Here is a 23,510-nt window from a genome sequence, read left to right as displayed (position 1 = left end):
GAGCGGCGCGACACTGAATAACGGCACCCGGCGTCGGGAAGTCTCCGGTCCCTTCGCTCCGCCGGTATCGATCCCGCCCCGACAGACCGGCGGTAACCGACAGCCCCGATGCTGGGTGCCAACCAACGTCAGCGGTCGAACCGCCGATAGAGCGCGGTGAGATCGCGCAGACCGGTCGCGGCGATCGTCTCGTCCGCCGAGGTCATCCGCAGCGCCTTACGGAGCAGCAGCGGATCCAGATCCTCCGGCGCAGCCCGGAATTCGACCGTGGGCAAGTCCGGCAGCGAAACGCGCTCACCGTACGGATCGTCGGAAACGGTGGGTCTCGGCTCGCGTTCGATGCCCGCGATCAGCGTGTCCAGGTCGAGTCCGCGCAGGGTCAGGATCTCGCGCGGGTGTTCGTCGAGCCGCTCGGCCAGCAGGTAGCAGACCGCCGCCACGTGCTTGCACGGCCATCCCGGGTCCGGGCAGCTGCAGGTGAAATCCAGGTCCGCCGCGGTGCTCGGCAGCAGCAGCGGCCCCAGCCCGATGGGCAACGCCCCAGAGGCGATCTCGGCGAGCATGCCCGGCGCCGAGCGAATGGTCTCGATGAGCAATTCGAGTTCGTCCTCGCGCACCGGGCGCACGGTGAACACCGCCGTGAACGGACGCGGTTGGCTGCCCTGCACTTCCGCCGTCACCGCGCCCGGCTCGATCCGGTAGTTCACCACCTGGCCGGATCTGGCGTAGTTGCGACCGCGCGCCAGCCGCCCCGGCTCCGCCATTCGCTCGACCGATTCCACCAGCGCCCTGCCCCACCAGGTGCGCCCGAAACCGCCTCGTCTGCTACGGGCTTCCACTCCGCCGCGCACCGGCAGCTTCTTCCCGTACTCGGAGTAGTCGATGAACGGACTCATTCGCCCACCGCCGCCGCGCCCAGGGCGAACAAGTCGCGCAATTCGTCGGTGCTCAGTTCGGTGATCCAGTTCTCCCCCGCGCCGACGGCCAGATCGGCGAGCTGCCGCTTGCCGTTGATCATCTCGTCGATCCGCTCCTCGATCGTGTCCACGCACACCAGCTTGCGCACCTGCACGTTGCGCTGCTGGCCGATCCGGAAGGCACGGTCGGTGGCCTGGTTCTCCACCGCGGGATTCCACCAGCGATCCAGGTGGACCACGTGATTGGCGGCGGTGAGATTGAGCCCGGTGCCACCCGCCTTGAGCGACAACAACATCAGCGGCGGCCCGTCCGGCGCTTGGAAGCCGGTGACCATCGCGTCGCGCTTCTTCTTCGGCACGCCGCCGTGCAGGAACGGGATCGCCGCGCCGAACCGCTCGGCCAGATAGGGCGCGACCAGCTCGCCGAATTCCCGGAATTGGGTGAACAGCAGCGCCTTCTCACCGTCGGCCAGCACCGCGTCCACCACGTCCTCGACGAGGGCGAGCTTGCCGGAGCGATGTGCCCCTCGGTGCAGCACACTCGACCCGTCGCCCAGGAAATGCGCGGGATGGTTGCACACCTGCTTGAGCCGGGTGAGCGCACCGAGCACGGCGCCCTTGCGCGCCATGCCCTTCGCGTCCTTGATCTTGGCCAGCATGTCGTCCACGACCGCCTGGTACAGCGAGGCCTGCTCGACGGTGAGGTTGGCCCGCACGGTCATCTCCAGCTTCTCGGGCAGGTCGCTGATCACCGTGGGGTCGGTCTTCACCCGGCGCAGCACGAACGGCTGGGTCAGCCAGCGCAGGCGACTGATCGCGTTCTGGTCGCGCTCGCGTTCGATCGGCACCGCGAAGCGAGCGCGGAAGGACTGCGGACTGCCGAGCACTTTCGGCATCGCGAAATCCATGATGGAACGCAGCTCTTCCAACCGGTTCTCCACCGGGGTGCCGGTGAGCGCCAACCGATGTCGAGCGCGCAGCGACCGCGCCGCCCGAGCCTGCCGCGTCCCCGCGTTCTTGATGTGCTGCGCTTCGTCCAGTACGACGCGATCCCAGTGCTGTCTGCCGAGTTCCCCGGCGTCGCGCGCCAGCAGCGCGTAGGTGGTGATCACGAGATCCGCGGCGGCGACCGTCTCGTCGAGTTCGGCGCCCACCCGCCGGCCCGCGCCGTGATGCACCCACACCCGCAGGTCGGGCGCGAACCGCTCCGCCTCGCGCTGCCAGTTGCCGACCACCGACATCGGGCACACCAGCAAGGTCGGGCCCGGCGGCGCCGGCTCGGACATCGCGTTCTCGCGCTCGTACACCAGCAGGGCGAGCACCTGGACGGTCTTGCCGAGTCCCATGTCGTCGGCCAGGATCGCCCCGCAACTCATCCGGCTCATGGTGGCCAGCCAGGCCAGGCCGCGTTCCTGGTAGGGACGCAGCTCGGCCTTCAACCCGACGGGCGCGGCGACCGCCTCCGGCTGCCGAGCGCGGTCGAGCAGGTCCCCCGCCCATCCCGAGGCGGTGACCTCGGTGATCGGCACCTGGGGCACCCGGGAGACCGCGATCTCGCCGAGCATGTCCGCGAAGGTGATCGGCGAGTCGTCGGCGTGCGCGGCGACGTACTTGGCCGCGGCGGCCAGCGCCTTGTGATCGGCCTGCACCCATTGACCGCGCAACTGGACGAGATCGGATTTGGCGCGCACCAGGCGTTCCATCTCGGCCGTGGTCAGCACCATGCCGCCGAGCGCGAGTTCCCAGCGGTAGGACACCAGGCCGCGCAGACCGACCGCGCTCTCCGCGGCGGGCACCGCGCTCTCCACCCGCAACCGCATGCTGGGCTCGGCGACACTCCAGGCGCGCGGGAGCAGCAGTTGGACCCCCACCGCATGCAGGGCGTGCACGCCGTGCGCGACCAGGTCGAGCACCACTTCGGTGGGCAACAGCAGATCCATGCTGCGCGGATCGCTCGGCAGGTCACGCAGCCTCGGATACGCCCGCTTGGCCGCGCCGAGCTTGTCCACCGCGATCCGGACCAGATTCGGGTCATCGTGCAGCGGAACGGTACTGGGCGCCTCACCGGTGAGCCGCAGGCACACCTCCAGCCGCCACAACGCCACCGACTCGTCGGTAAGGCCGAGTTCGCCGTCCGGTTCCAGCAGACGCAGCACCAGTTCCGGCTCGTCACCGGTCAGGCTGGCCCGCCAGCCCTCCAGCACCTCGGCGACCTGATAGCTGCCGTTGTCCAGCGGAATGTCGCCGACCAGGGCGGCCACCAGGGGATGCGGCGAGTCCCGCAGGTCGGCCAGTGACCGCGCGATCGGGTCGGTGAGTTCGATGACCAGGTCCTCGAGCAGCGCTGCCGGACGCCCGGCCACCCGCAGCGCCTCCGGCATGGCGACCGCAAGCTCGGCCAGCCAAGCCCGCTGCCGCTCCCCGCCGACCAGCCGCCAGCGCACCCACCACTGGCCGTCCTCCCTGCGCATGTCCGGCACGACACGCCCGGCGCGCACCCAGCGTTCGATGCCGCGTGCGACATGCGCCAGATACCGCAGATCCGCCGCCACCAGGTCGGCGGGCAACCGCTGCCGGAGGGCCTCCGCCGCCGCGACCGGGGCCAGCGCGTGCGCGCGGACCTGCTCGGTCCCGGCGATCCCGTGCTCGACGACCAGGACCTCGGCCCGGTGCCGGAACTTCGACGCGCGCAGCACGCTGCCCAGCGGATCGGGAAGCTCGCCGGACATCGCGGCGACCGGCGAGTCGTGCCAGAGCAGCAACCCGGCACCCGGCGACCACAGTCCGTGCAGCATCACCCCATCCAAGCAGGCGGGTACGACACGGCCGCGCACACCGTGCCCCGACCGTTGTGGATTTCTGCGCCCAACCGGCACATACTGGAATATCCGCAGGTCATCGCAGAACAACCGCAGCTTGGTGTCAAGGAAGCGGAGGAAGCAGCATGACGATTCTGCTCCAGGTTCTCGAGCAGAGCTTCACACCGACGACCACGTGGGAACGGCGCAAATTCACCTTCGTGCATGCCGACAAGATCGTCGGCATGCGGCTCGACGGGCAGTGCGGCGTGTGGCTGGACCTGTCGCGCCCCGGTGAATCCCAGCGGCTGGCCCGCACCACCGACCCGCGCGAGGCGATCACGTTCCTGCTCACCACCTTCGCGAAGATCGCCGAATGCGAGGAGCGCGGCGGCTCGTGGGTGATCGGGCACGACGGATCGCATATCGAGTCGATCGCGGCCACCCGGTTCCCGCCCCGGGCGAGCGAGGTCGTCGACGACGATCTCCTGGCGAGGGCCTGGCTGTAAGGCGTCAGTTACCGGTGGCGACCGGCCGTTTCGGATCGTTCGACCACTGCGACCACGACCCGGGGTACAAGGCCGCCTCCACGCCCGCGATGGCGAGCGCAGCGACTTGGTGCGCCGCGGTCACACCGGAACCGCAGTACACGGCCACCGGCCCGGATCCGAAATCGGCGAAGCGGTCGCGCAGTTCCGCGACGGCGCGGAAGCGCCCGTCCGCGTCGAGATTGTCGGCGGTCGGAGCGCTCAGCGCGCCGGGGATGTGCCCGGCGCGGGGGTCGATCGGCTCCACGTCGCCGCGGAAGCGCTCGCTCGCCCTGGCGTCCAGCAGCACGCCCTTCCAGCGGGCCGCCGCGTCGGCGTCGATCACGGGCAGGTGACCGGGACGCAGTTCGACATCGCCCGGCTCGGGGTCGGGTTCCGCGCCGGTCGCGACGGACCCGCCCGCGTCGATCCAGGCGGGCAGCCCGCCGTCGAGGATGCGCACGTCCGCGACACCCGCCCAGCGCAGCAGCCACCAAGCGCGCGCGGCGGCCATGCCGCCGGTGGCGTCGTAGACCACCACGGGGTCGCCCTCGCACAGGCCCCAGCTGCGCGCGCACTTCTCCAGTTGCGCGGGCTCCGGCAGGGGATGCCTGCCGCGCGCGGGTGACGGCGGCGCGGCCAGCTCGGTTTCCAGGTCGACGAACACCGCGCCGGGAACGTGGCCGGCGAGATAGTGCTGCGGCCCGTCCGGATCGCCCAGCGCCCATCGCACGTCCAGCAGGCGAAGCCGCTTGTCCGGCAACGCTTCCCGAAGCTCATCCGGTGAGATCAGTACCGCGCTCAACTCAGCTCCTCGTCCCGAATCGCGTCCTCGCGCACCGACTCCCCCACCCTACGCACCCGAATGTGCCGATGTCGCCGAACACTCCCGCGCCGTGCCGCACACCGGCTCGAGTCAGTCCAGTTTCGGGGCACTGGCAGGCGACACGCGTCCGTGACCAGCGGCAATATCCGACCGGTGTCGAACGTATCCACCACCGAGACCACCGCGACGCGGGAACCCGAACGGACGCGAGCGGGGCTGGCGCCGCCACTCGGCGCGGGCGTGGTGACGGCCCTGGTCGGATTCACCAGCTCGTTCGCCGTGGTGCTGAGCGGATCGACCGCGGTCGGGGCGAGCTCCGCGCAGGCCGCGTCGGGTCTGCTGGCGCTGTGCGTCACCCAGGCGATCGGCATGATGGCGCTGAGTTACCGCTACCGCATGCCGATCACGCTGGCCTGGTCCACACCGGGCGCGGCGCTGCTGGCCGGGACGGGCGCGGTGGCGGGCGGCTGGCCCGCCGCGATCGGAGCGTTCGTGGTAACGGGGGTGCTGATCGTCGTCACCGGACTCTGGCAGCGGCTGGGCACCCTGGTCGCGGCGATCCCGGTGGAGATAGCGCAGGCCATGCTGGCCGGAGTTCTGCTGCCGCTGTGCCTGGCGCCGGTGCGGGCGGTGCAGACGAGTCCGGCGGTGGTGGCGCCGGTGATCCTGGTCTGGCTCGTGCTGCAACGATATGCCCAGCGCTGGGCGGTGATCGCGGCCTTTGTCACCGCGGCGGTAGCCGCCGGCGTGAGCATCGTCGTGCAGCACCGTCATCTCGACGTCGGCGCGATGGCTCCGCGACTGGAACTGACGCTGCCGCATTGGAGCTGGCAGGCGCTGATCGGCGTCGCGATCCCGCTCTACATCGTCACCATGGCCTCGCAGAACATCCCTGGCACCGCGGTGCTGGCCTCGTTCGGCTACCGGGTGCCCTGGCGCGCGGCGATGACGGTCACCGGTCTCGGCACCGTCGTCGGAGCGCCCGCGGGCGGGCACACGATCAATCTCGCCGCCATCAGCGCCGCGCTCGCGGCGGCCCCGGCGGCTCATCCGGACCCGAAACGGCGCTGGATCGCGGCATTCACCGCGGGCGCGATGTACCTGCTGCTCGCGCTGGGCTCGGCCGCCGTGGTCACGCTGATCGCGACCGCCCCGGCCGGAACCCTGGAAACAGTGGCCGGTCTGGCCCTGCTGGCGACCTTGGGCGCGGCCCTCGGGGCGGCGCTGCGCTCCGAACACCGCGAAGCCGCCGTGGTGACGTTCCTGATCGCCGCCTCCGGTGTCGGCTTCGCGGGAATCGGCGCCGCCTTCTGGGCTTTGCTCGCGGGACTCGTGGTGCGCAAAGTGCTACGTCAGCCGCAATGAGCGCGACCCGAGGGAGTCCGTCCACCGCTCGCGCGAGACCGATCAAATGCGAGGGAGCCACCAATGAGCGCAGCGGCCGAACTCCGATCACTAGCGCCCACCGGGCCGAACAAAGCCGAGACAGCCGCCCGGCCAGCGCAGCCCGACCCGGTCCGCCACAACACGCGCCGAGCCGAGCAAAGCCGAAGCAGCTTCTGAACAGGCGCAGCCGGACGCAGTCCGTCCACAGCCCGCACCGGGCCGAGCGAAGGCGAGGCAGCTGCTCAACAGGCGCAGCCGGACGCAGTCCGTCCACAGCCCGCACCGGGCCGAGCGAAGGCGAGGCAGCTGCTCAGGCCTGGAGCGTGGCCTGGAAGCGCCGCATGCCGTCGATCCAGCGGTCGTAGTCGGAGCCCTTGTGGCGGTACATCTTCAGCACCTCGGGGTGGGGCAGGATCAGGAAGTGCTCGTCGGTCACCCCGGCGAGCACGATCTCGGCGACATCTTCCGGGGACAGCACCTCGCCCGCGCTGGTGACGGCCTTCACCGCGAGTTCCGCCTCGGCGGCGTGCTCCGGCGGAACGAGGCCGCCGCGCAGCAGCCGCGTATCCACACCCATCGGGCACACGCAGCTCACCCGCACGCCTCGGTCGCCGTAGGTGACCGACAGCCATTCCGCGAAACCGACGGCCGCGTGCTTGGACACCGCGTAGGGGGCCGAGCCGAGCTGGGTGAGCAGCCCTGCCGCCGACGCCGTGCCGACGAAATAACCACCACCACGGGCCATCCACCCGGGGACGAGCAGCCGCGCGGCGCGGACGTGGGCCATCACGTTGACCTCGAGCGCCGCGGCCCATTGCTCGTCGGTGCTGTCCAGACCCGCGCCGCCGCCGATGCCCGCGTTCGCGAAGTACAGATCGACCGGCCCGAACTGCGCCTCGGCGCGCTCGATCAACGCGCGGATCACCGCCTCGTCGGCCACGTCCCCGCCGACGGCGACGGCATCCGCCCCGAGAGAGTCCGCGACCCGCGCCGCGCTCGCACCGTCGAGGTCGGCGAGCACCACGCGCGCACCGGCGGCGACGAGCCGGGCGGCCAATGCCGCCCCGATCCCCGCGCCCGCCCCCGTGACAATGGCAACTTTGCCCGAAATCTCCATCCCCGCACCCTAGCGGGACATCACCGGTCTTCCGCCGGGAAGCCCGCGACCACCTCGTAGAGCTGCGGATGCGCGGTGGCGAACCCGGGCGCGGCGGCGAGCCGCCGCTGAAACGCCGGATTCTCCGTCGCGCTGCGCCATGCGGCGGCGCTGTCCCAGTGCGCCACGTTCACCGCCGTGTACCGCACGGCGGGGTCGAGCGCACGGTGCAGGCGATTGTCGCGGAAGCCGGGGGCCGCGCTCATCAGCTCGGCCCTGGTGCGCCAGTGGGCCAGGAATTCCTCGAAGTGTTCGGCGGGCAGTTCGAAGACGTTGACGAAGGTGATGCCGGGCCCGTCCGAGTGCACGGCGGAGCGATATTCGGCGGCGACCCGGTACTCGCTGCCGACGACCTCGGCCTTGGCACCGGCGGCTCGGGCCGACGCGCGGAACGCGGAGTCGCGCAGCGCCGCGTCCCTGGCGGCGACGCTGTCCCACTCCGCCACCATGACCAACGGCAGCGGCGCGTCGGCGGAGGTCGCGCGGTGCATCCGGGCGGAACGGAAGCCCGGTGCCCGGCTCACCTTCCCGGCGCGCTCGCGCCACTGCGCGATGTACTCGTTCGCCCCGTCGAGCGGCAGCCGGATGGTATCGATCACGGTCATTCCGTCATGCGTCATGCCGCCATCCTGAAACCTCGATCACACTCGAGGTCAAGGGCATTCAGCCCGATTTCGCCAAGCGGTCCAGCAACGGGGCGGTACGCGGACCGACCAGCTCGCGCATCACCAGCGCCATGTTCGTCCGCTCGACGCCGGGGATCTTGAGGATCTGCCCGGCGATGCGATAGAGGTCGTCGGCGTCCCGCGCGACCACCCGCACGGTGAGATCGGTGAGTCCGGTCATGCCGCACACCTCGGTCACCTCGGGCACCTCGGCCAGTTCGTCCACCACCGAATCCAGCCGGTGCTGGTCCACGACGACCGCGACGAACGCCGCGAGCGGATAGCCGAGCGCGCGCGGCTCGACGCGCCGCTCGAAGCTGCCCAGCACACCACCGGCCTCCCAGCGGGACAATCGAGCCTGCACGGTGTTGCGGGACAGACCGAGCCGAGTAGCCAGCTCGACACCTGTCGCCCGGGGATTGGCGACCAGTTCCAATAACAGCCTGGCGTCGGTGGCGTCCAGGCTCACGCCGGCGGTTTCTCTGGTCATACCACGCAGTATGACACCACCGCGCGGGTCGCAATTGAGCATTCTGCCCATCCCCCGGCCGACCACTTGCGCAGTTCGCATTGGAGTGGATGCTGTGAGATAGGACACAATCCGACCTGTCGAACACCTGGCGAGGAGGCGATCACTCATGCCGGGCAAATCCGAGTATCCGGTGCAACTGGTACAGCCGGACGGCCGTCGCGTCCTCGATCGCGAGCACGCCGCGCTGGTCGCCGACATCGGGCCGGACGACCTGCGGGCGCTGTACGAGGACATGGTGGTGGCCCGCCGGATCGACATCGAGGCCACCGCGCTGCAACGGCAAGGCCAGCTCGGCCTGTGGGCGCCCATGCTCGGGCAGGAGGCCGCCCAGGTCGGCTCCGCGCACGCGCTGCATCCCGACGACTACGTGTTCTGCAGCTACCGCGAAACGGCGGTCGCCTACTGCCGTGGCGTGCCGCCCACCGATCTCACCCGGCTGTGGCGCGGCGCCGCACACCATTGCTGGGATCCGCACGCGGTGAACATGACCAACCCCAATATCGTCGTCGGCTCGCAGGGCCTGCACGCCACCGGCTACGCGTTCGCGGCGCACATGGACGGCGCGGAGACAGCCACCATCGCCTACTTCGGCGACGGCGCCAGCAGCCAGGGCGATCTGGCCGAAGCGCTCGGCTTCGCCGCGACCTGGAGCGCGCCCGTGGTGTTCTTCTGCCAGAACAACCAGTGGGCGATCAGCGCACCGGTGCGGGTGCAGAGCGCGACGCCGATCGCCCGCCGCGCGTACGGCTACGGCATGCCGGGCAGGCAGGTCGACGGCAACGACGTGCTCGCCGTCCTCGCCGTGACCAGGCAGGCGGTCGCGAGGGCGCGCACCGGCGGCGGCCCGTCGTTCATCGAGGCGCTCACCTACCGGATGGGTCCGCACACCACGGCGGACGATCCCACCCGCTACCGTTCGGCCGCCGAGACCGAGCAATGGGCGCGGCGCGATCCGATCGACCGGATCCACAGGTTGCTCGAGCGCGAGGGCCACTGGGACGACGCGTTCGGCACGCGGGTTGCCCGGCGGTCGGACGAGATGGCGGCAGTGGTGCGCCGCGCGACCATCGACATGCCCGATCCCGCGCCGAGCGAACTGTTCGAGCACGTCTACACCACCCCGCATCCGCTGATCACCGAACAGCGGAGGGCGTACGCGGAGTACCTGGCCGGCGATCCCGGCGGGCCCTCCGCACGAGGAGAAGGAGTCCCGCGATGATCACCACCTTCGCCGCCGCGCTCAACACCGGCCTGCGCCGCGCGCTGGAGGACGATCCGAAGGTCTTGCTGATGGGCGAGGACATCGGGCGCCTCGGCGGAGTGTTCCGGGTGACCGACACGTTGCAGAAGGACTTCGGCGACAATCGCGTCATCGATACGCCGCTGGCCGAATCCGGCATCATCGGAACGGCTTTCGGCATGGCGCTGCGCGGCTACCGGCCGGTGTGCGAGATCCAGTTCGACGGATTCGTCTATCCCGCGTTCGACCAGATCGTCTCGCACGTGGCCAAGATCAACTATCGCACCCAGGGAAAGGTCAACGCGCCGTTGACCATTCGCATCCCGTTCGGCGGCGGCATCGGTTCGGTCGAGCACCACTCCGAATCGCCCGAGGCGTATTTCGCGCACACCGCCGGGCTGCGCGTCGTGACACCGAGCAACCCGGCCGACGCGTACTCGATGATTCGCGCGGCGATCGCGCTGAACGATCCGGTGATCTTCTTCGAACCCAAACGCAGGTACTGGGACAAGGCCGACGTCGATTTCGCCGCGCTCGACCGCGACGGCGGCCTGCCGCTGGACCGCGCGCGCGTGTGCACGACAGGCGCGGACGCGACCGTCGTCGCCTACGGCGGGACCGTGGCGACCGCCCTTACGGCCGCGAAGATCGCGGCGCAGGAGGGACACGCGCTCGAGGTGATCGACCTGCGCAGCCTCTCGCCGATCGACTTCGACACCGTCGAGGAGTCGGTCGCGAAGACCGGGCGGCTGATCGTCACGCACGAGGCGCCGGTATTCGCCGGGCTCGGCGCGGAGATCGCCGCCCGCATCACCGAGCGCTGCTTCTATCACCTTGAAGCGCCCGTGCTGCGCGTCGGCGGATTCGACATCCCCTACCCCCCGGCTAAGCTCGAGAAGCACCATCTGCCCGACCCCGACCGCATTCTGGACGCGGTCGACCGTTCCCTCGCCGCGTGAGGCGGGCTCGCCGTAGTGAGAGGTGCCGCGTGGAAAACTCGGTCGGCCATGATCTTCCGGCGTCCGTGCTGGAATTCCGGCTGCCGGACCTCGGCGAAGGGCTGACCGACGCCGAACTGGTGTCGTGGGAGGTGGCCGTGGGCGACACGGTCGAGCTGAACCAGGCCATCGCCGACGTGGAGACGGCCAAGGCGGTCGTCTCGTTGCCGTCGCCGTTCGCGGGCCGCGTGGTCGAATTGCTGGCGCGGCCGGGCGACACCGTCGCGGTCGGGTCGCCGCTCATTCGCATACAGGCGGCTGGAGCGGAAGAGACGCCGAACGACACGGGGCGCAGGTCGGTCTTGGTCGGCTACGGCCCTGAGGCGGAGGCGACGTCCCGGCGGCGTCCTCCCGCACAGCCCGCCGTTTCGCGGTCCGACCGCGCGGACGGCCAGGCGGAGGCGCAGGGCGTTTCGCGGTCCGACCGCGCGGACAGCCAGGCAGAGGCGCAGGGCGTTTCGCGGTCCGACCGCGCGGACAGCCAGGCAGAGGCGCAGGGCGTCTCCCGGTACGACGGCACGGAGAGCCTGGCGGAAAAGGTTCACGAGCGGCAGCCGGGCACCGCGCTCGGCGCGCCGCGGGCGGCGGCGACACCCGCCGCGCGGAAACTGGCTCGCGAACTCGGCCTGGACCTGTGGTTCATCGCGGGTTCCGGCCCAGGCGGCGCGGTCACCGTCGAGGACGTGCGCGGCGCGGTACCCGTCTCGCAGCCGCGTCCGGCCACCGCGCCCGCCGTCGCGGACGCCGGAGCGCGCCCGGCCGCCCGCGAGGAGCGCACCCCGATCAGCGGCATCCGCAAACGCACCGCGGCGGCGATGCTGACCAGCGCGCGCACCATCCCCCAGGCCAGCACGTTCGTCACCGCGGACTGCACCGCCTCGATGGAACTACTCGATCATCTACGCAGTACGAAATCCTTCACGGGCCTGGCCTTGACGCCGCTGCCGCTGGTCGCCGAGGCGGCGCTCGCCGCGCTCGCCGACTTCCCCGGCATGAACGCCTGCTGGGATGAAGCCGCTCAGGAAATCGTCACCAAGCACTACGTCAACCTGGGTATCGCGGTGGCCACCGAGCGCGGGCTGCTGGTACCGAACATCAAAGAGGCGCAGACCCTGAGCCTGCGCGACCTGACCCGCGAGATCGGCTGGCTGGCCGACACCGCGCGCGCGGGCAGCGCGACGCCCGCCGAGCTGCGCGGCGGCACGTTCACCATCACCAACGTCGGCGTCTTCGGCGTGGACGCCGGAGTCCCGCTGGTCAATCCGGGCGAGGCCGCGATCCTGTGTCTCGGCTCGATTCGCCGGCGGCCGTGGGTGGTGCGCGACGAGATCGCGATCCGGTGGGTGACCACCCTGGGCGTCAGCTTCGACCATCGCATGGTCGACGGCGAACTCGCCGCCCGCTTCCTGGCCACTGTCGCGGGATTCCTGGAGGACCCGCTCACCTTGCTCAGCCGCGTGTGACACGCCCGCCGGTCAGTCCGTGACGAGCTCCGCCGCGGCGGCGCGGATGACCTCCGGGATCTCGACCGGTTTGCGGGTTTCGGCGTCCACGTAGACGTGCACGAAGACACCGGTGGCGGCCAGTTCGAGCGCATCGTCGGCCTCGCGGAAGATGGCCAGATCGTAGGTGATGCTGGAGCGGCCGAGCCGGGAGATGCGCAGGCCGACCCGCAACTGATCCGGGAAGCTGATCGAGCCGAGGTACTGGCAGGAGGTCTGCGCGACCACGCCGAGCGCGGGCAGGTCACGGATGTCGGTTCCGGTGGCGTGCATCAACCACGCGTTGACCGCGGTGTCGAAGTACGAGTAGTAGGTCACGTTGTTCACGTGCCCGTAGTGGTCGTTGTCGGCCCACCGAGTCGGCACCGGCCAGAGCACCGGATACTGCTGCGTCACCCGGCCGACGATAGCTCAGTGGCGGTCACGCCCAACCGGTGGTCGCGCGGGGAGATCCCGAAGTGCCGTTTGAACGCGGTGCTCAGCGCGAAGGCGCTGCCGTATCCGACCTGACGGGCGATGGCCTCGATGGTGGCGTCGGATTCCTGCAACAGGTCCGCGGCCAGCGCCAGCCGCCATTCGGTGAGGAACGCCATCGGCGGCTCACCCACCAGATCGGTGAACCGGCGCGCCAGCGCGGCCCGCGACATCCCCACCGCCTCGGCCAGGCCCGCGACCGTCCACCCGTGCGCCGGATTGTGCTGCAACAGGCGCAGAGCCTTGCCGACCAGCGGGTCGCCGTAGGCGTGGTACCAGCCGGGCGCGTCGGCGCGGGAGAACCAGGCGCGCAACGCGGCGATCAGCACCAGATCCAGCAGGCGGTCCAGCACCGCGCTCTGCGCGGGCTCGTCCTTGATCACCTCGTCGACCAGTAAATCGAGCACCCGGCTGTCGAACTCGCCGCGCCGCAATACCAGCACCGGCGGGAGCGCGCGCAGCAGGCGACGGCTGGCCGCGCCCGCGGATTCGTAGGTTCCGGTGACCATCAAGGTCGCGCCGTCCGGGTCGGTTCCCCACTGCCGGACGCCGAGGCTCAGTGTCTCGCAGAGGACTTCACCCTGTGGCGTCTTCGTCACCTGACCGGGATGGATGATGATCTGCGGTTCGGTCGCCGGGTCGTCGGCCACCGTGTACGGCGCGGGCCCACGGAAGATCGCGACGTCCCCCGCGGCGAGCTGCCGCGGTGCGCCCTCGTCGGTGACGATCCACGCGCCGCCGCGAATCATCGACAGCACGGTGAGCGGAGCCTCGTCCTGGATACGCAGCGCCCACGGCGGATCCAGCAGCGAACACATCAGGAACGCGCCGCGAGCGCGAGGGCCTTCGAGCAGACTGGCGAGCGCATCCACCCGTCCACAGTAGACGATCACGCATGGTCACACGCCGTTGCGCCAGGTTCCGTCTCGACCGCGCCGGATATACCGGGCTACCCGCCGCCATGGCGTGCCTGTTCGGCACCGGTGCTCGACGGTCGCAACGCCGAGCCCGCCGAGGTAGTGCGTCGCGCTCGGCCGGAGCCCGAATGATTTCGCCGACTACGTCATGGCGACGGCGGTCAGCGGAATCCGGAATGTCCCGGCACCGTGACGCGTTTCACATGGTGAACCAGGACTCGCTCGCGGACGTGACGCGCAGTGTCGAGCGTCGCGCACGGCCGCACGACCAGGTCAACGACGCCCTGGGCCGATTTCGCGAGCGAGTCCGGTCGGGGTGGAGCTTTTCTCGGTACCGTCGAAATGGTGTTGAGCCCGACGGTCGATCGTCAGTTCCGTGTGGCGCGTGCCGCGGTATTCACGGTTTTCGCGTTGAACGGCTTCCTGCTCGCCATGTGGGTGGTGCACATTCCGGTCGTCACCGACCGCACTGGGGTCGCCAAATCGACGCTGGGCATGTTCATCCTGCTGATGTCGGGCGCGGGCATCGTCGGGATGCGACTGGCGGGTCCGCTCGCCGATCGGTTCGGCAGCAGGACATTGGTCGGTGCCGCGGCGTGCTTCGGATCGGTCGCGGTGGTCGGCCCCGGCTTCGCCACCGGGCCGTTCACCTTGGCGCTCGCGCTGGCCTGCTTCGGTTTCGGCAACGGAGCCCTGGACGTGTCGATGAACACTCAAGCGGTGCATGTGGAACGGGCCTACCGGCGTCCGATCATGGCCGCCTTCCACGCGTTGTTCTCCGGCGGTGGACTGCTCGGGTCTCTGCTCGGAGCCGCCGCGCTCCGGGCGGGCTGGGATGCGCGAGTGACCCTGGTCGTCGCCGCGGTGGGCTGCGTCGCTCTGATCCTCACGCTGGTGCCGCGGTTGCTGCGGGAAACGGCAGTGGAAACGGCGGAGTCCCGCGGCGTCGTCGCGTCCGTCCACGCGACCGAACTCGACGCCGCAGCACTGGAACACGACGCGACGGTGTCGCCGCGCAAGGGCGATTCGTCCGGGCACGACGTCATGCCGACAGGGTCCGATGCGGCGTCCACCGCGCAGTCGCCGGACCGGCTCGACCGAGACCGATCATCGCGCGCTCCCGCCACGACCTCCCTCGATGCTCGCGCTCGCGGCCGAAAGGTGCTCGCGCTGGCCGTGCTCGCCTTTTCCCTGCTCTTGGCCGAAGGCGTGGCCGCCGACTGGAGCGCACTGCAGCTGCGCGATCATCTGGACGCCGACGCTGCTACCGCGGCACTGGCCTTCGGCGCCTTCTCCACCACGATGACGGTCGGGCGGTTCGCCACCGACCGGGTCAGCCACGTCTTCGGCGGGGTCGCGGTGGTGCGCTACGGTTCGCTCCTCGCGGCCATCGGCCTGGCCGTGATCGTCGTCTCGCCGTGGATTCCGCTGACGCTGCTCGGCTGGGCGTTGACCGGGCTCGGACTCGCCGGAGGCATCCCGCAGATCTTCAGCGCGGCGGGGAATCTGGGTTCCCGCACGGCCGCGACCGACATGTCACGGGTGTTCAGCGTCGGCTACCTCGGCTTGCTCGCCGGGCCCACGGTCATCGGCTGGCTCACCGCCGTGATGTCGCTGACCACGGCGATGGTGGTGCCGATCCTCGCCGTACTGCTGTGCTGCGCGTACGCGAGCGTCGTCGCCACGCCACGCTGACCGGATCACGAATTCCAGGCCAACTCGACCATCGGCACCTGGTCGATGGCCGTGCTCGTGGCTTCTTCGAGCCGTCCGCCGAACAGGAAGCCGAGCCGACCCCGGAACACCGCGATCGGCGCGCGCACGAACCATCTGGTCCGCAGCAGACGCGCGCCGATGCTCGGCATAGTTCCAAGCCAGCCCCAACCGCTACTTGGGCGGCACCAGGCACAGGGTGATCGGCTCGGGCTTGGGGTAGACGATGGTGTCGTTGTCGGTCGCCTTCGCTCCGCACGCGGACTTGTCCGCGGTGCCCCGCACGATCCGGCCGATCTTGAAGTCCGCCGTCGACCCGCAGGCCACCTTCGTGCTGGCGCCGAGGAAACCGCCGTCGATGCAGTCGCCCTCCTTGACGTTCAGTCGCAGGCATAGCGTGTACTCGTTGCCGCCGGTCTGGTAGTAGCTGGCGTAATCCTTGGTGGCGCAGTCCGCGTTCGCCCCGTCGAGCCGTTGCGCCACCACGTAATTGGCTTCGGCATCGGAGCATTCCTTGGTTTCGAACTCGGCCTTGATGGTGGTGCCCGACAGCTTCGCGCACTGACCGATCTCGATCTTCTCGCCGTCGGAGCGGAACACGGTGCGAGCGCCAACGATCAGCAACCCGATCACCAGGACGACGCCGAGTATGCCGAGGATCTTGCCGATACCGCTCCCGCCCCGATTCTGTCGGGGCGGGGGTCCGGGCGGCGGGAACCCGCCGGGGTAACCCGGCTGCTGCGGGAAACCACCCTGCGGCGGGTAGCCCGGTTGCGGCTGACCGGGGTAGCCGGACTGGGGATAACCCTGCGGCTGACCGGGATTTCCCGGCTGGCCCGGAAAGCCCTGCGGCGCACCGGCAGGCGGCTGCTGTGGATAGCCGGCCTGGCCTGGATACGGTTGATTCGGTGGTGTGGTCATGGATCCCCTCCCCGGGTCTCGCTAGATTCCGTGCGCACAGAAGCGACGGGCGAACCCATGGAATCTAGCCGATCGGTGCGCCTACCGCCGTGTGGGAAACCGCCCGGTTCGCCGCACCGACTCGCCAACCGGCGCAGTGGCTTCGGTTCGCGAGAGTTCTCGGCACGGTGTCCATCGAATTACGACAGTGCCCCCTCCACACCACGGCGAAGGGGGCACTGCGCGGAAATGCTCGGCTTACAAAGCCTTGAGTTCTTCGGTGACTGCTCCGACGGATTTCTTGGCGTCGCCGAACAGCATGGAGGTGTGGTCGGCGTAGAACAGCGGGTTGTCGATTCCGGCGAAACCACTGTTCATGGAGCGCTTGAGCACGATCACCGACTTGGCCTGGTCGACGTTGAGCACGGGCATGCCGTAGATCGGGCTCGAGGAGTCCTCGCGGGCGGCCGGGTTGGTGACGTCATTGGCGCCGATCACCAGGGCGACGTCGGTGCGATTGAATTCGCCGTTGATGTCGTCCATTTCCTTGAGCGCGTCGTAGGACACCTCGGCCTCGGCCAACAGCACGTTCATGTGCCCGGGCATGCGACCGGCGACGGGGTGGATGGCGTATTTGACCTCCACGCCCTTGGCCTCCAGCAGCGAAGCCATCTCCTTGACCGCGTGCTGCGCCTGCGCGACCGCCATACCGTAGCCGGGGACCACGATCACCTGGTTGGCGTACGCCATCTGGATCGCGGCGTCCGCCGCGGAAGTGGCCTTGGCCTGCTTCTGCTCACCACCACCGGCGCCCGGCGCGGTCCCGCCGCCGCCGAAGCCGCCCGCGACGATGGCCGGGATCGACCGGTTCATCGCCTTGGCCATCAGGTTGGTCAGGATGGTGCCCGACGCGCCGACGATCATGCCCGCCACGATCATCGCGGTGTTGTTCAACGCCAGACCCGCCGCGGCGGCCGACAGACCGGTCAACGCGTTCAGCAGCGAGATCACCACCGGCATGTCCGCGCCGCCGATCGGCAGCACGACCATCAACCCCAGCACACCCGCGAGCACCAGCACGGCGATCATCCACAGCTGCGACACCCCCTCACCCGTGGCGCCGACACCGATCACCACCGCCGCGGCCACCGCGCCCAGCAGCAGCAACAAGTTCAACGGTTGCTGCAACTTCCCGATCCCGATCGGGCGGCCGGGCAGGATCTCCTGCAACTTGCCGAACGCGATCAACGAACCCCAGAACGACACCGAACCGATGATCGCCGCGAACAGCGACCCGATCACGATGTGCACCGTCGGCTCCTCGTCGAAATGCGAGAAACCCTGGGAGTTGATGAATTCCGACCACGCGATGAGCGCGACCGTGCCACCACCGACACCGTTGAACGCGGCCACCAGCTGCGGCATCGCGGTCATCTTCGTGTACTTCGCCGGCGGCACACCCAGCACCACACCGACCACCAGACCGGCGACGATCAGAATCCAGTTGCTGGTGTGGCGGATCGAGATCAACGTCGCGATCACCGCGATCACCATGCCCACCGCGGCGATCAAGTTGCCGCGCACCGCGGTCTTCGGGCCGGTCAAGCCCATCAGACCGTAGATGAACAGCGAGAACGCCACGATGTAGAGACCGTTGACCAGATAGGTCACGTTGTCGAAGGTGTGCATCATTCACCCGCCTTCTGAGCAGCGGGCTTCTTGCTCTTGAACATGCCCAGCATGCGGTCGGTAACCACGAAACCACCGATGACGTTCAGGGTTCCGAACACCACCGCGACGAACAGGATGATCTGGGTCAGGATCGAGGGATCCTGCACGTTACCCAAGGTGACCAGCGCACCCAGCACCACGATGCCGTGAATAGCGTTGGTGCCCGACATCAACGGCGTGTGCAACGTGTTCGGGACCTTGGAGATCACGGCGAAACCCACGAACCCCGACAACACCAGGATCGCGATATTCGCCAAAAGTTCGGTATACATCAGTTCTTCACCTTCGCCTCGGTCGTCTCCGACACAGCCGCTGCCTCGGCGGACTCCGCAGCCCCCGTCGCCTCGGCAGGCGCCTCGGGCGCGTCCGGCTCACGGGTGACGCAGGAATCCGCCAGCACCTGGTCGCTGAAGTCGGGCGCGAGCTTGCCGTCCACCAGCATCAACTCCAGCAACGCCGCGATGTTCTTCGAATACAACTCCGAAGCGTGCTCGGGCATGGTCGCGGGCAGATTCAACGGCGAGGCGATGGTCACCTCGTGCTTCACCACGACCTCGCCCGGTTCGGTCAGCTCGCAGTTACCGCCGGTCTCTCCCGCCAGGTCCACGATCACACTGCCGGGCTTCATACCCTCCACCGCGGCCGCGGTCACCAACCGGGGCGCGGGACGACCCGGCACCAACGCGGTCGTGATCACCACGTCGAAGCCCTTGATCGCGTCCTCGAGCGCCTGCTGCTGCTTCGCCTTCTCCTCGTCGGTGAGCTCACGGGCGTACCCGCCCTCACCGGCGGCATCGATGCCCAGATTCAGCCACTGCGCACCCACCGACCGCACCTGATCGGCCACCTCAGGGCGCACGTCGTAACCGGTGGTCCGCCCACCCAGACGCTTCGCGGTGGCCAGCGCTTGCAAGCCCGCGACACCCACACCGAGCACCAGCACCGTCGCCGGCTTCACCGTGCCCGCCGCCGTGGTCAACATCGGGAAGAACCGCGTCGACTCCGACGCCGCCAGCAACACCGCCTTATAACCCGCCACATTCGCCTGCGAGGACAAAGCGTCCATCACCTGCGCACGCGAGATCCGGGGAATCGCCTCCACCGCGAACGCCTGCACCCCCGCCGACTTCAGCGCACCGATCTGATTCTCGGCATTGCGCGGCGCGAGGAAACCGATCAGCGTCTGCCCCGACGACAGCTTGCCCACCTCGGCGTCACTGGGCGGAGCGACCTTCACCACCACATCCGCCGACCACGGATCGCCGATCGACGCACCCGCCTCCACATAGGCTTCGTCGGGAATCAGCGCGCCTTTCCCGGCCCCGGACTCGACGACTACTTCCACACCCTGTTTCACCAGGCTCGGAATGATTTTCGGCACCAAAGCGACACGTCGCTCGCCCGCGTTGGATTCGCGAACGACACCGACACGCGCGCCGCGCGGCGACAGATCGCCTACGCTCTGCGTTGTCTCCACTTGTCAGACTTCCTTCTCTTACTGAGCTTCAGGCAACGGGCAGACGACCGGACGATGTTACTGATGAGTAAGTTCGCCCAAATCCTCGCAACTGTACCTGGCCCGCCGTGAGCCTAGCTGAGATGCCCATCACACACGCCGGACGGATCGCGCCAGGACGCCGGAGTTCCTCGGTCGCCACCGAGGGAGCCGCCGACCGCCGAGCGGCGTCCACCGTTTTTCCTTTTCGCTGTGTGATCGTGGTCTCCGCAGGTGAACACGGCAAGACCGTACGGAGAAGTTCGTTACCAACCTCGAGGTTGGGCACCTGGTGGGACGCCCGGCCCACAGCAGCATAGTGACGTGCGTCATGCCGATCGGCGATCCGGGGTGTTCCGCTCGGCTCGTACGCCGTATGGTCCAGCGTGTGAACGACTGCGTCTTCTGCCGCATCGTGGCAGGCGAGGCACCGGCGGCGAAAGTGTACGAGGACGACACGCTGTGCGCGTTTCTCGACGTCCGGCCGGTCGCCCGCGGGCACACGCTGGTCATACCGAAGCGGCACGCCGCCGAGTTGGAGGACCTCGACGCCGAGCTCGGTGCGCAGATCTTCCGGACCGGTCATCGGCTCGCCCTGGCCATCCGGCGCAGCCGCCTCGCCGCCGACGGCGCCAATCTGGTGCTCAACGACGGAACGGCGGCGTTCCAGACCGTCCCGCACGTCCACCTGCACGTGATCCCGCGCAGACACGGCGACACGCTGCGATTCGCGAAGGGCTTTCTCCTGCGCCGCCCGCACGATCCGATATCCACCGCCGCGGCCATCCGGGAAGGCATCGCGGCATTGGACAACGAGGGCACCGGCCCGGAAAAGGAAAACGAGGGATGACCGAGACGTTCGATCGCGCCACGCTGATCGACCTGCTGTCAAGGCAGTGGGAGGCGATCGACGCGCTGATCGCTCCGCTGGACGAGGATCGTTGGCGCACCCCGTCGTCGCTGCCGGGCTGGACCGTGTTCGACGTCGTCGCCCACATCATCGGCACCGAATCCTTTCTGCTGGGTGACCGGCCGCCCGCGCACGATCCGACCAAGGCCAAGACCGACGTGCGCACGCTGCCCTACGTGCGCAACGAGACCGCGGTGCTCAACGAGATCTGGGTCGACCGGCTGCGCCCGCTGTCCGGGGCCCGCCTGCTCGCGTTCTATCGCGACGTCATCGACCGCAGGCGCGCGGCGCTCGCGGCCATGGGCGACGCCGAATGGGAGAAGGAGACGGTCACGCCGATCGGGCAGGTGACCTACGGCAGGTTCATGCGAGTGCGGTTGTTCGACTGCTGGATGCACGAACTCGACATCGCCGACGCGCTCGGGGTCCGGGTCGAGGAAGGCGGTCCCCGCGGCGAGTTGGCGTTCGACGAGTTCGCGGCCAGCATTCCGCGCGTGGTGGCGAAGAAGGGCGAAGCGCCGGAGGGCGCGCGGATCGCCTTCGCGCTGACCGGTCCGCTGGCCAGGACCCTGCGCATTCAGGTGGCGGGCCGGGCGAACTACGTGGACGCGTTCGACGGACCGGCCACCGTCGAGGTCGGCTTGGACTCGCGGCTTTTCGTGCGTCTCGGCGGCGGCCGGACGAGCGCCGAGGAGCACTCGAGCGAGATCACCGTCGAGGGCGACGACGAACTCGGGCGGCGCCTCGTCCGTCACCTGGCCTTCACCATCTGAGCCGCCGGTGCGACTGTTCCTGTCCAGCTACCGGTTCGGCGCGCACTACGACCGGCTCGTCACGCTCGCGGGCCCGCCCGGCCGGGTCGCGCTGATCCCCAATGCCTGCGACGCCTGGCCGCAGGCGTGGGCGGGTGCGGTAACCAGCGACCTGGCGCCGCTGCGCAAACTCGGCTACCAGCCCGAGGTGCTCGACCTGCGCGAGTACGTCGGCCGGGAAGCCGAGCTGGAACGGAAGCTGGCGGAGTTCCCGCTCGTGTGGGTGCGCGGCGGCAACACGTTCGTGTTGCGCGCGCAGTTCGCCCGCAGCGGCGCGGATCGCGTTCTGCCCCGGCTACTCGCCGCCGACGCGCTCGTCTACGCCGGTTACAGCGCCGGGGCCTGCGTGCTGACCCCGGATCTGCACGGCCTGGATGCGGTGGACGATCCGGCCGAGGTCGCTCCCGCCTGCGGCGTCGAACCGCAGTGGGACGGACTGGGTTTGGTGAACCGCCGGATCGTGCCGCACATCGATTCGGCCACCGACCCCGAAGGCGACTGCACTCGCCTCGCGGCTCGTTACCGCGCCGAAGGCGTCGCGCACTGGGCGCTGACCGACGACGACGTGATCGTCGTCGACGGGGCGCGCACCGAAGTGCTGATCAGTCCGGTGGCGTCGTGAACTCCAGCCGCCGTTCGGGATCGCCATCCGCCACGACGATGGACATGCTCTCGCTGCAAGCGGCCGAGTGTCGAGGTCGAGTGCCACGATCGCGGCGGTGAGATCGCCCGTCCCGTCAGGCGCAACGCCGATTCCGTATATCGAGACGGCTCGGCGCTCGTCGTCGCACGGACCCCCTGGCGACCGGTAGCGGTGGCGACCCATGGATTGACCCACAGCCGTTGTCCGACAGCCGAGCGGCGATCGACCTCGGCGATCGATGTCCGTCGATTCAGGGCGAGCCGTCCGGACCGGCGGCCACTCAGCCGGGTCGCGGCCTCCTCGTGGCGCGATACAGGTGTCCGCGGCACATCTCCACCGTCGACACCTCACATCGCGTCGGGCGCCAGCTCCCGTTCCGGCTCGACCGCGCGGCGGAAGACCACCCAGCGCATGGCGCTGTACATGTAGACGGCCTCGCACGCGCCCGCCAGCAACCGGGACACGTGGTACTCCACGCCGAGGGCGGTGAGCCCGCTGCCGATGCCGAGGATGAACGCGAGGTAGTTGACCACCACCACCACGACATACACCGCGGCCTGCCTGCCGACCGGCGCGTGGGAATGGAAGTTGAAGGTGCGGTTGAGCACGAAGCTGAGCCCGAACGCGCACACGTATGCCACCGTCACCGACGACCACACCGGCAGCTCGAACCAGCCGTGCAGGACGGTGAGCAGCGCCAAGTCGACGGCGAAGGTGCCGCTGTTGATCAGCGCGAAGCCCAGGAAGGTCGGCGGGACGAGACGGTTCAGCCCGAACGGCATCCGGCGCACGACCGACTCGCACCAGCGGGTGAACCGATCGGCGATGGTGTCGGCGGTCTCGGACAGCTCGTGCACGCGACCAGCGTGCCAGCGGCAGATGTCCGGCAGATGAGCAGGCGGCGACCGCCGGGTGGCTCAGCCGATCTGCGCCCGGCCCGGGTCGTCCGCGGCGTGGTCCAGGCTCGCCCATGCCGCCAGGCATCGCCGTCGCGCGACATCGTCCGCGTCCGCCAGCAGCGCCTCCAGCAACTCGCGGGGCTCGCGCCGCCAGAGGTCGGCCAGCTCGGCGCGGGTCTCCTTGTCGAAGACACCGGAGCGGTCCAGCGCGGTCAGCCATTCCTCGTGCTCACCCGCGTGCACCCGGCGCAGCACGTCGGGGTCGATACCGTCCTCGACGAACTCGCTGGAGAACATCGCGGCGACCAGTTCCCGGCGACTCGGTTGCTCGCCCTGCATCCGTTCCATCCCTCCAAGTGCTCCGCGGCGAACCGCATGGACTTCCGGCGCCACGACGTGGCGGCGCCAGGAGAACTCGATGCCCCGAACAGTCAAGCCTCTGTCGGCATTCTGGTCTCCCGTAGGCGGT

The 23,510-nt window shown here is 69.4% G+C and carries 24 protein-coding genes; 9 read left to right on the top strand and 15 right to left on the bottom strand.

What is annotated here, in order from left to right; all coding sequences use genetic code 11:
* Positions 1-128: 128 nt before the first annotated feature.
* Positions 129-896: an SWIM zinc finger family protein gene (locus ACWEH3_RS20315; protein ID WP_450016373.1), complete on the bottom strand. Its 768-nt coding sequence runs from the start codon at positions 894-896 to the stop codon at positions 129-131.
* Positions 893-3,712, bottom strand: coding sequence for a DEAD/DEAH box helicase (locus tag ACWEH3_RS20310; RefSeq protein WP_450016375.1), 2,820 nt, complete (start codon positions 3,710-3,712; stop codon positions 893-895). Before ACWEH3_RS20310 ends, ACWEH3_RS20315 begins: the two co-directional genes overlap by 4 nt.
* Positions 3,713-3,861: 149 nt before the next feature.
* Here ACWEH3_RS20310 and ACWEH3_RS20305 point away from each other — a divergent pair, with 149 nt between their 5' ends.
* On the top strand, positions 3,862-4,224 hold the full coding sequence (locus ACWEH3_RS20305) for a hypothetical protein (RefSeq protein ID WP_355073623.1): 363 nt from the start codon (positions 3,862-3,864) through the stop codon (positions 4,222-4,224).
* 4 nt (positions 4,225-4,228) lie between these two features.
* On the opposite strand, the gene ACWEH3_RS20300 is transcribed toward ACWEH3_RS20305, so the two are convergent.
* Complete coding sequence (locus tag ACWEH3_RS20300; RefSeq protein WP_450016377.1) at positions 4,229-5,047, bottom strand: sulfurtransferase; 819 nt, start codon at positions 5,045-5,047, stop codon at positions 4,229-4,231.
* A gap of 237 nt (positions 5,048-5,284) precedes the next feature.
* Between ACWEH3_RS20300 and ACWEH3_RS20295 the strand changes: the two genes are divergently transcribed.
* The gene (locus ACWEH3_RS20295) at positions 5,285-6,433 is read left to right on the top strand and encodes a benzoate/H(+) symporter BenE family transporter (protein ID WP_450016501.1); all 1,149 of its coding nucleotides are present in this window, start codon (positions 5,285-5,287) and stop codon (positions 6,431-6,433) included.
* Positions 6,434-6,764: 331 nt separating this feature from the next.
* On the opposite strand, the gene ACWEH3_RS20290 is transcribed toward ACWEH3_RS20295, so the two are convergent.
* From ACWEH3_RS20290 to ACWEH3_RS20280, 3 genes are read right to left on the bottom strand one after another with little or no spacing between them, the layout of a single operon-like run.
* On the bottom strand, positions 6,765-7,571 hold the full coding sequence (locus tag ACWEH3_RS20290) for an SDR family oxidoreductase (protein WP_450016379.1): 807 nt from the start codon (positions 7,569-7,571) through the stop codon (positions 6,765-6,767).
* Between the two features lie 20 nt (positions 7,572-7,591).
* Positions 7,592-8,230, bottom strand: a complete 639-nt coding sequence (locus ACWEH3_RS20285) for an antibiotic biosynthesis monooxygenase family protein (protein WP_450016381.1) — start codon at positions 8,228-8,230, stop codon at positions 7,592-7,594.
* A gap of 43 nt (positions 8,231-8,273) precedes the next feature.
* The gene (locus ACWEH3_RS20280; protein ID WP_450016383.1) at positions 8,274-8,765 is read right to left on the bottom strand and encodes an Lrp/AsnC family transcriptional regulator; all 492 of its coding nucleotides are present in this window, start codon (positions 8,763-8,765) and stop codon (positions 8,274-8,276) included.
* A 148-nt stretch (positions 8,766-8,913) separates the two neighbouring features.
* On the opposite strand from ACWEH3_RS20280, the gene pdhA reads away from it, so the two are divergent.
* The 3 genes from pdhA to ACWEH3_RS20265 are packed head-to-tail and all read left to right on the top strand — an operon-like array spanning position 8,914 to position 12,508.
* Positions 8,914-10,026 carry a pyruvate dehydrogenase (acetyl-transferring) E1 component subunit alpha gene (gene pdhA, locus ACWEH3_RS20275; RefSeq protein WP_450016385.1) on the top strand — a complete coding sequence of 371 codons (1,113 nt, stop codon included), beginning with the start codon at positions 8,914-8,916 and terminating at the stop codon, positions 10,024-10,026.
* Complete coding sequence (locus ACWEH3_RS20270; RefSeq protein ID WP_450016387.1) at positions 10,023-11,006, top strand: alpha-ketoacid dehydrogenase subunit beta; 984 nt, start codon at positions 10,023-10,025, stop codon at positions 11,004-11,006. The genes pdhA and ACWEH3_RS20270 overlap by 4 nt, the downstream gene beginning before the upstream one ends.
* A gap of 29 nt (positions 11,007-11,035) precedes the next feature.
* A complete protein-coding gene (locus ACWEH3_RS20265) occupies positions 11,036-12,508 on the top strand; it encodes a dihydrolipoamide acetyltransferase family protein (RefSeq protein ID WP_450016389.1) in 1,473 nt (490 codons plus the stop codon).
* 12 nt (positions 12,509-12,520) lie between these two features.
* Here ACWEH3_RS20265 and ACWEH3_RS20260 read toward each other — a convergent pair whose 3' ends face one another.
* Positions 12,521-12,943: an acyl-CoA thioesterase gene (locus ACWEH3_RS20260; RefSeq protein WP_450016391.1), complete on the bottom strand. Its 423-nt coding sequence runs from the start codon at positions 12,941-12,943 to the stop codon at positions 12,521-12,523.
* A complete protein-coding gene (locus ACWEH3_RS20255; protein WP_450016393.1) occupies positions 12,940-13,893 on the bottom strand; it encodes an AraC family transcriptional regulator in 954 nt (317 codons plus the stop codon). Before ACWEH3_RS20255 ends, ACWEH3_RS20260 begins: the two co-directional genes overlap by 4 nt.
* A gap of 387 nt (positions 13,894-14,280) precedes the next feature.
* On the opposite strand from ACWEH3_RS20255, the gene ACWEH3_RS20250 reads away from it, so the two are divergent.
* Entirely contained in the window at positions 14,281-15,633 is a 1,353-nt protein-coding gene (locus ACWEH3_RS20250; RefSeq protein ID WP_450016395.1) for an MFS transporter, read from the top strand.
* A 5-nt stretch (positions 15,634-15,638) separates the two neighbouring features.
* On the opposite strand, the gene ACWEH3_RS20245 is transcribed toward ACWEH3_RS20250, so the two are convergent.
* From ACWEH3_RS20245 to ACWEH3_RS20225, 5 genes are all read right to left on the bottom strand, one after another.
* Entirely contained in the window at positions 15,639-15,803 is a 165-nt protein-coding gene (locus ACWEH3_RS20245; protein WP_450016397.1) for a hypothetical protein, read from the bottom strand.
* 22 nt (positions 15,804-15,825) lie between these two features.
* Positions 15,826-16,572, bottom strand: coding sequence for a proline-rich domain-containing protein (locus ACWEH3_RS20240; protein WP_450016399.1), 747 nt, complete (start codon positions 16,570-16,572; stop codon positions 15,826-15,828).
* Between the two features lie 237 nt (positions 16,573-16,809).
* Positions 16,810-18,240, bottom strand: coding sequence for an NAD(P)(+) transhydrogenase (Re/Si-specific) subunit beta (locus ACWEH3_RS20235; RefSeq protein ID WP_450016503.1), 1,431 nt, complete (start codon positions 18,238-18,240; stop codon positions 16,810-16,812).
* On the bottom strand, positions 18,240-18,554 hold the full coding sequence (locus tag ACWEH3_RS20230; protein ID WP_063023007.1) for an NAD(P) transhydrogenase subunit alpha: 315 nt from the start codon (positions 18,552-18,554) through the stop codon (positions 18,240-18,242). The genes ACWEH3_RS20235 and ACWEH3_RS20230 overlap by 1 nt, the downstream gene beginning before the upstream one ends.
* Positions 18,554-19,759, bottom strand: coding sequence for a Re/Si-specific NAD(P)(+) transhydrogenase subunit alpha (locus ACWEH3_RS20225; RefSeq protein WP_450016401.1), 1,206 nt, complete (start codon positions 19,757-19,759; stop codon positions 18,554-18,556). Before ACWEH3_RS20225 ends, ACWEH3_RS20230 begins: the two co-directional genes overlap by 1 nt.
* 406 nt (positions 19,760-20,165) lie before the next feature.
* Here ACWEH3_RS20225 and ACWEH3_RS20220 point away from each other — a divergent pair, with 406 nt between their 5' ends.
* The 3 genes from ACWEH3_RS20220 to ACWEH3_RS20210 are packed head-to-tail and all read left to right on the top strand — an operon-like array spanning position 20,166 to position 22,121.
* Positions 20,166-20,627 carry an HIT family protein gene (locus ACWEH3_RS20220; RefSeq protein ID WP_450016403.1) on the top strand — a complete coding sequence of 154 codons (462 nt, stop codon included), beginning with the start codon at positions 20,166-20,168 and terminating at the stop codon, positions 20,625-20,627.
* Positions 20,624-21,460 carry a maleylpyruvate isomerase family mycothiol-dependent enzyme gene (locus ACWEH3_RS20215; RefSeq protein WP_450016405.1) on the top strand — a complete coding sequence of 279 codons (837 nt, stop codon included), beginning with the start codon at positions 20,624-20,626 and terminating at the stop codon, positions 21,458-21,460. The genes ACWEH3_RS20220 and ACWEH3_RS20215 overlap by 4 nt, the downstream gene beginning before the upstream one ends.
* A 7-nt stretch (positions 21,461-21,467) precedes the next feature.
* Positions 21,468-22,121 (top strand): Type 1 glutamine amidotransferase-like domain-containing protein, encoded by a 654-nt coding sequence (locus ACWEH3_RS20210; protein WP_379252129.1) that lies wholly within the window; start codon positions 21,468-21,470, stop codon positions 22,119-22,121.
* 368 nt (positions 22,122-22,489) lie between these two features.
* Here the strand turns inward: ACWEH3_RS20210 and ACWEH3_RS20205 are convergent, their stop codons facing one another.
* Together ACWEH3_RS20205 and ACWEH3_RS20200 are read right to left on the bottom strand one after the other, a co-directional pair.
* A complete protein-coding gene (locus tag ACWEH3_RS20205; RefSeq protein WP_450016408.1) occupies positions 22,490-22,999 on the bottom strand; it encodes a GtrA family protein in 510 nt (169 codons plus the stop codon).
* Positions 23,000-23,059: 60 nt separating this feature from the next.
* The gene (locus ACWEH3_RS20200; RefSeq protein ID WP_450016410.1) at positions 23,060-23,389 is read right to left on the bottom strand and encodes a hypothetical protein; all 330 of its coding nucleotides are present in this window, start codon (positions 23,387-23,389) and stop codon (positions 23,060-23,062) included.
* Between the last annotated feature and the right edge of the window lie 121 nt (positions 23,390-23,510).

The organism is Nocardia sp. NPDC004718, from assembly GCF_053601535.1.
This window is presented reverse-complemented; position numbering and strand designations above follow the sequence as displayed.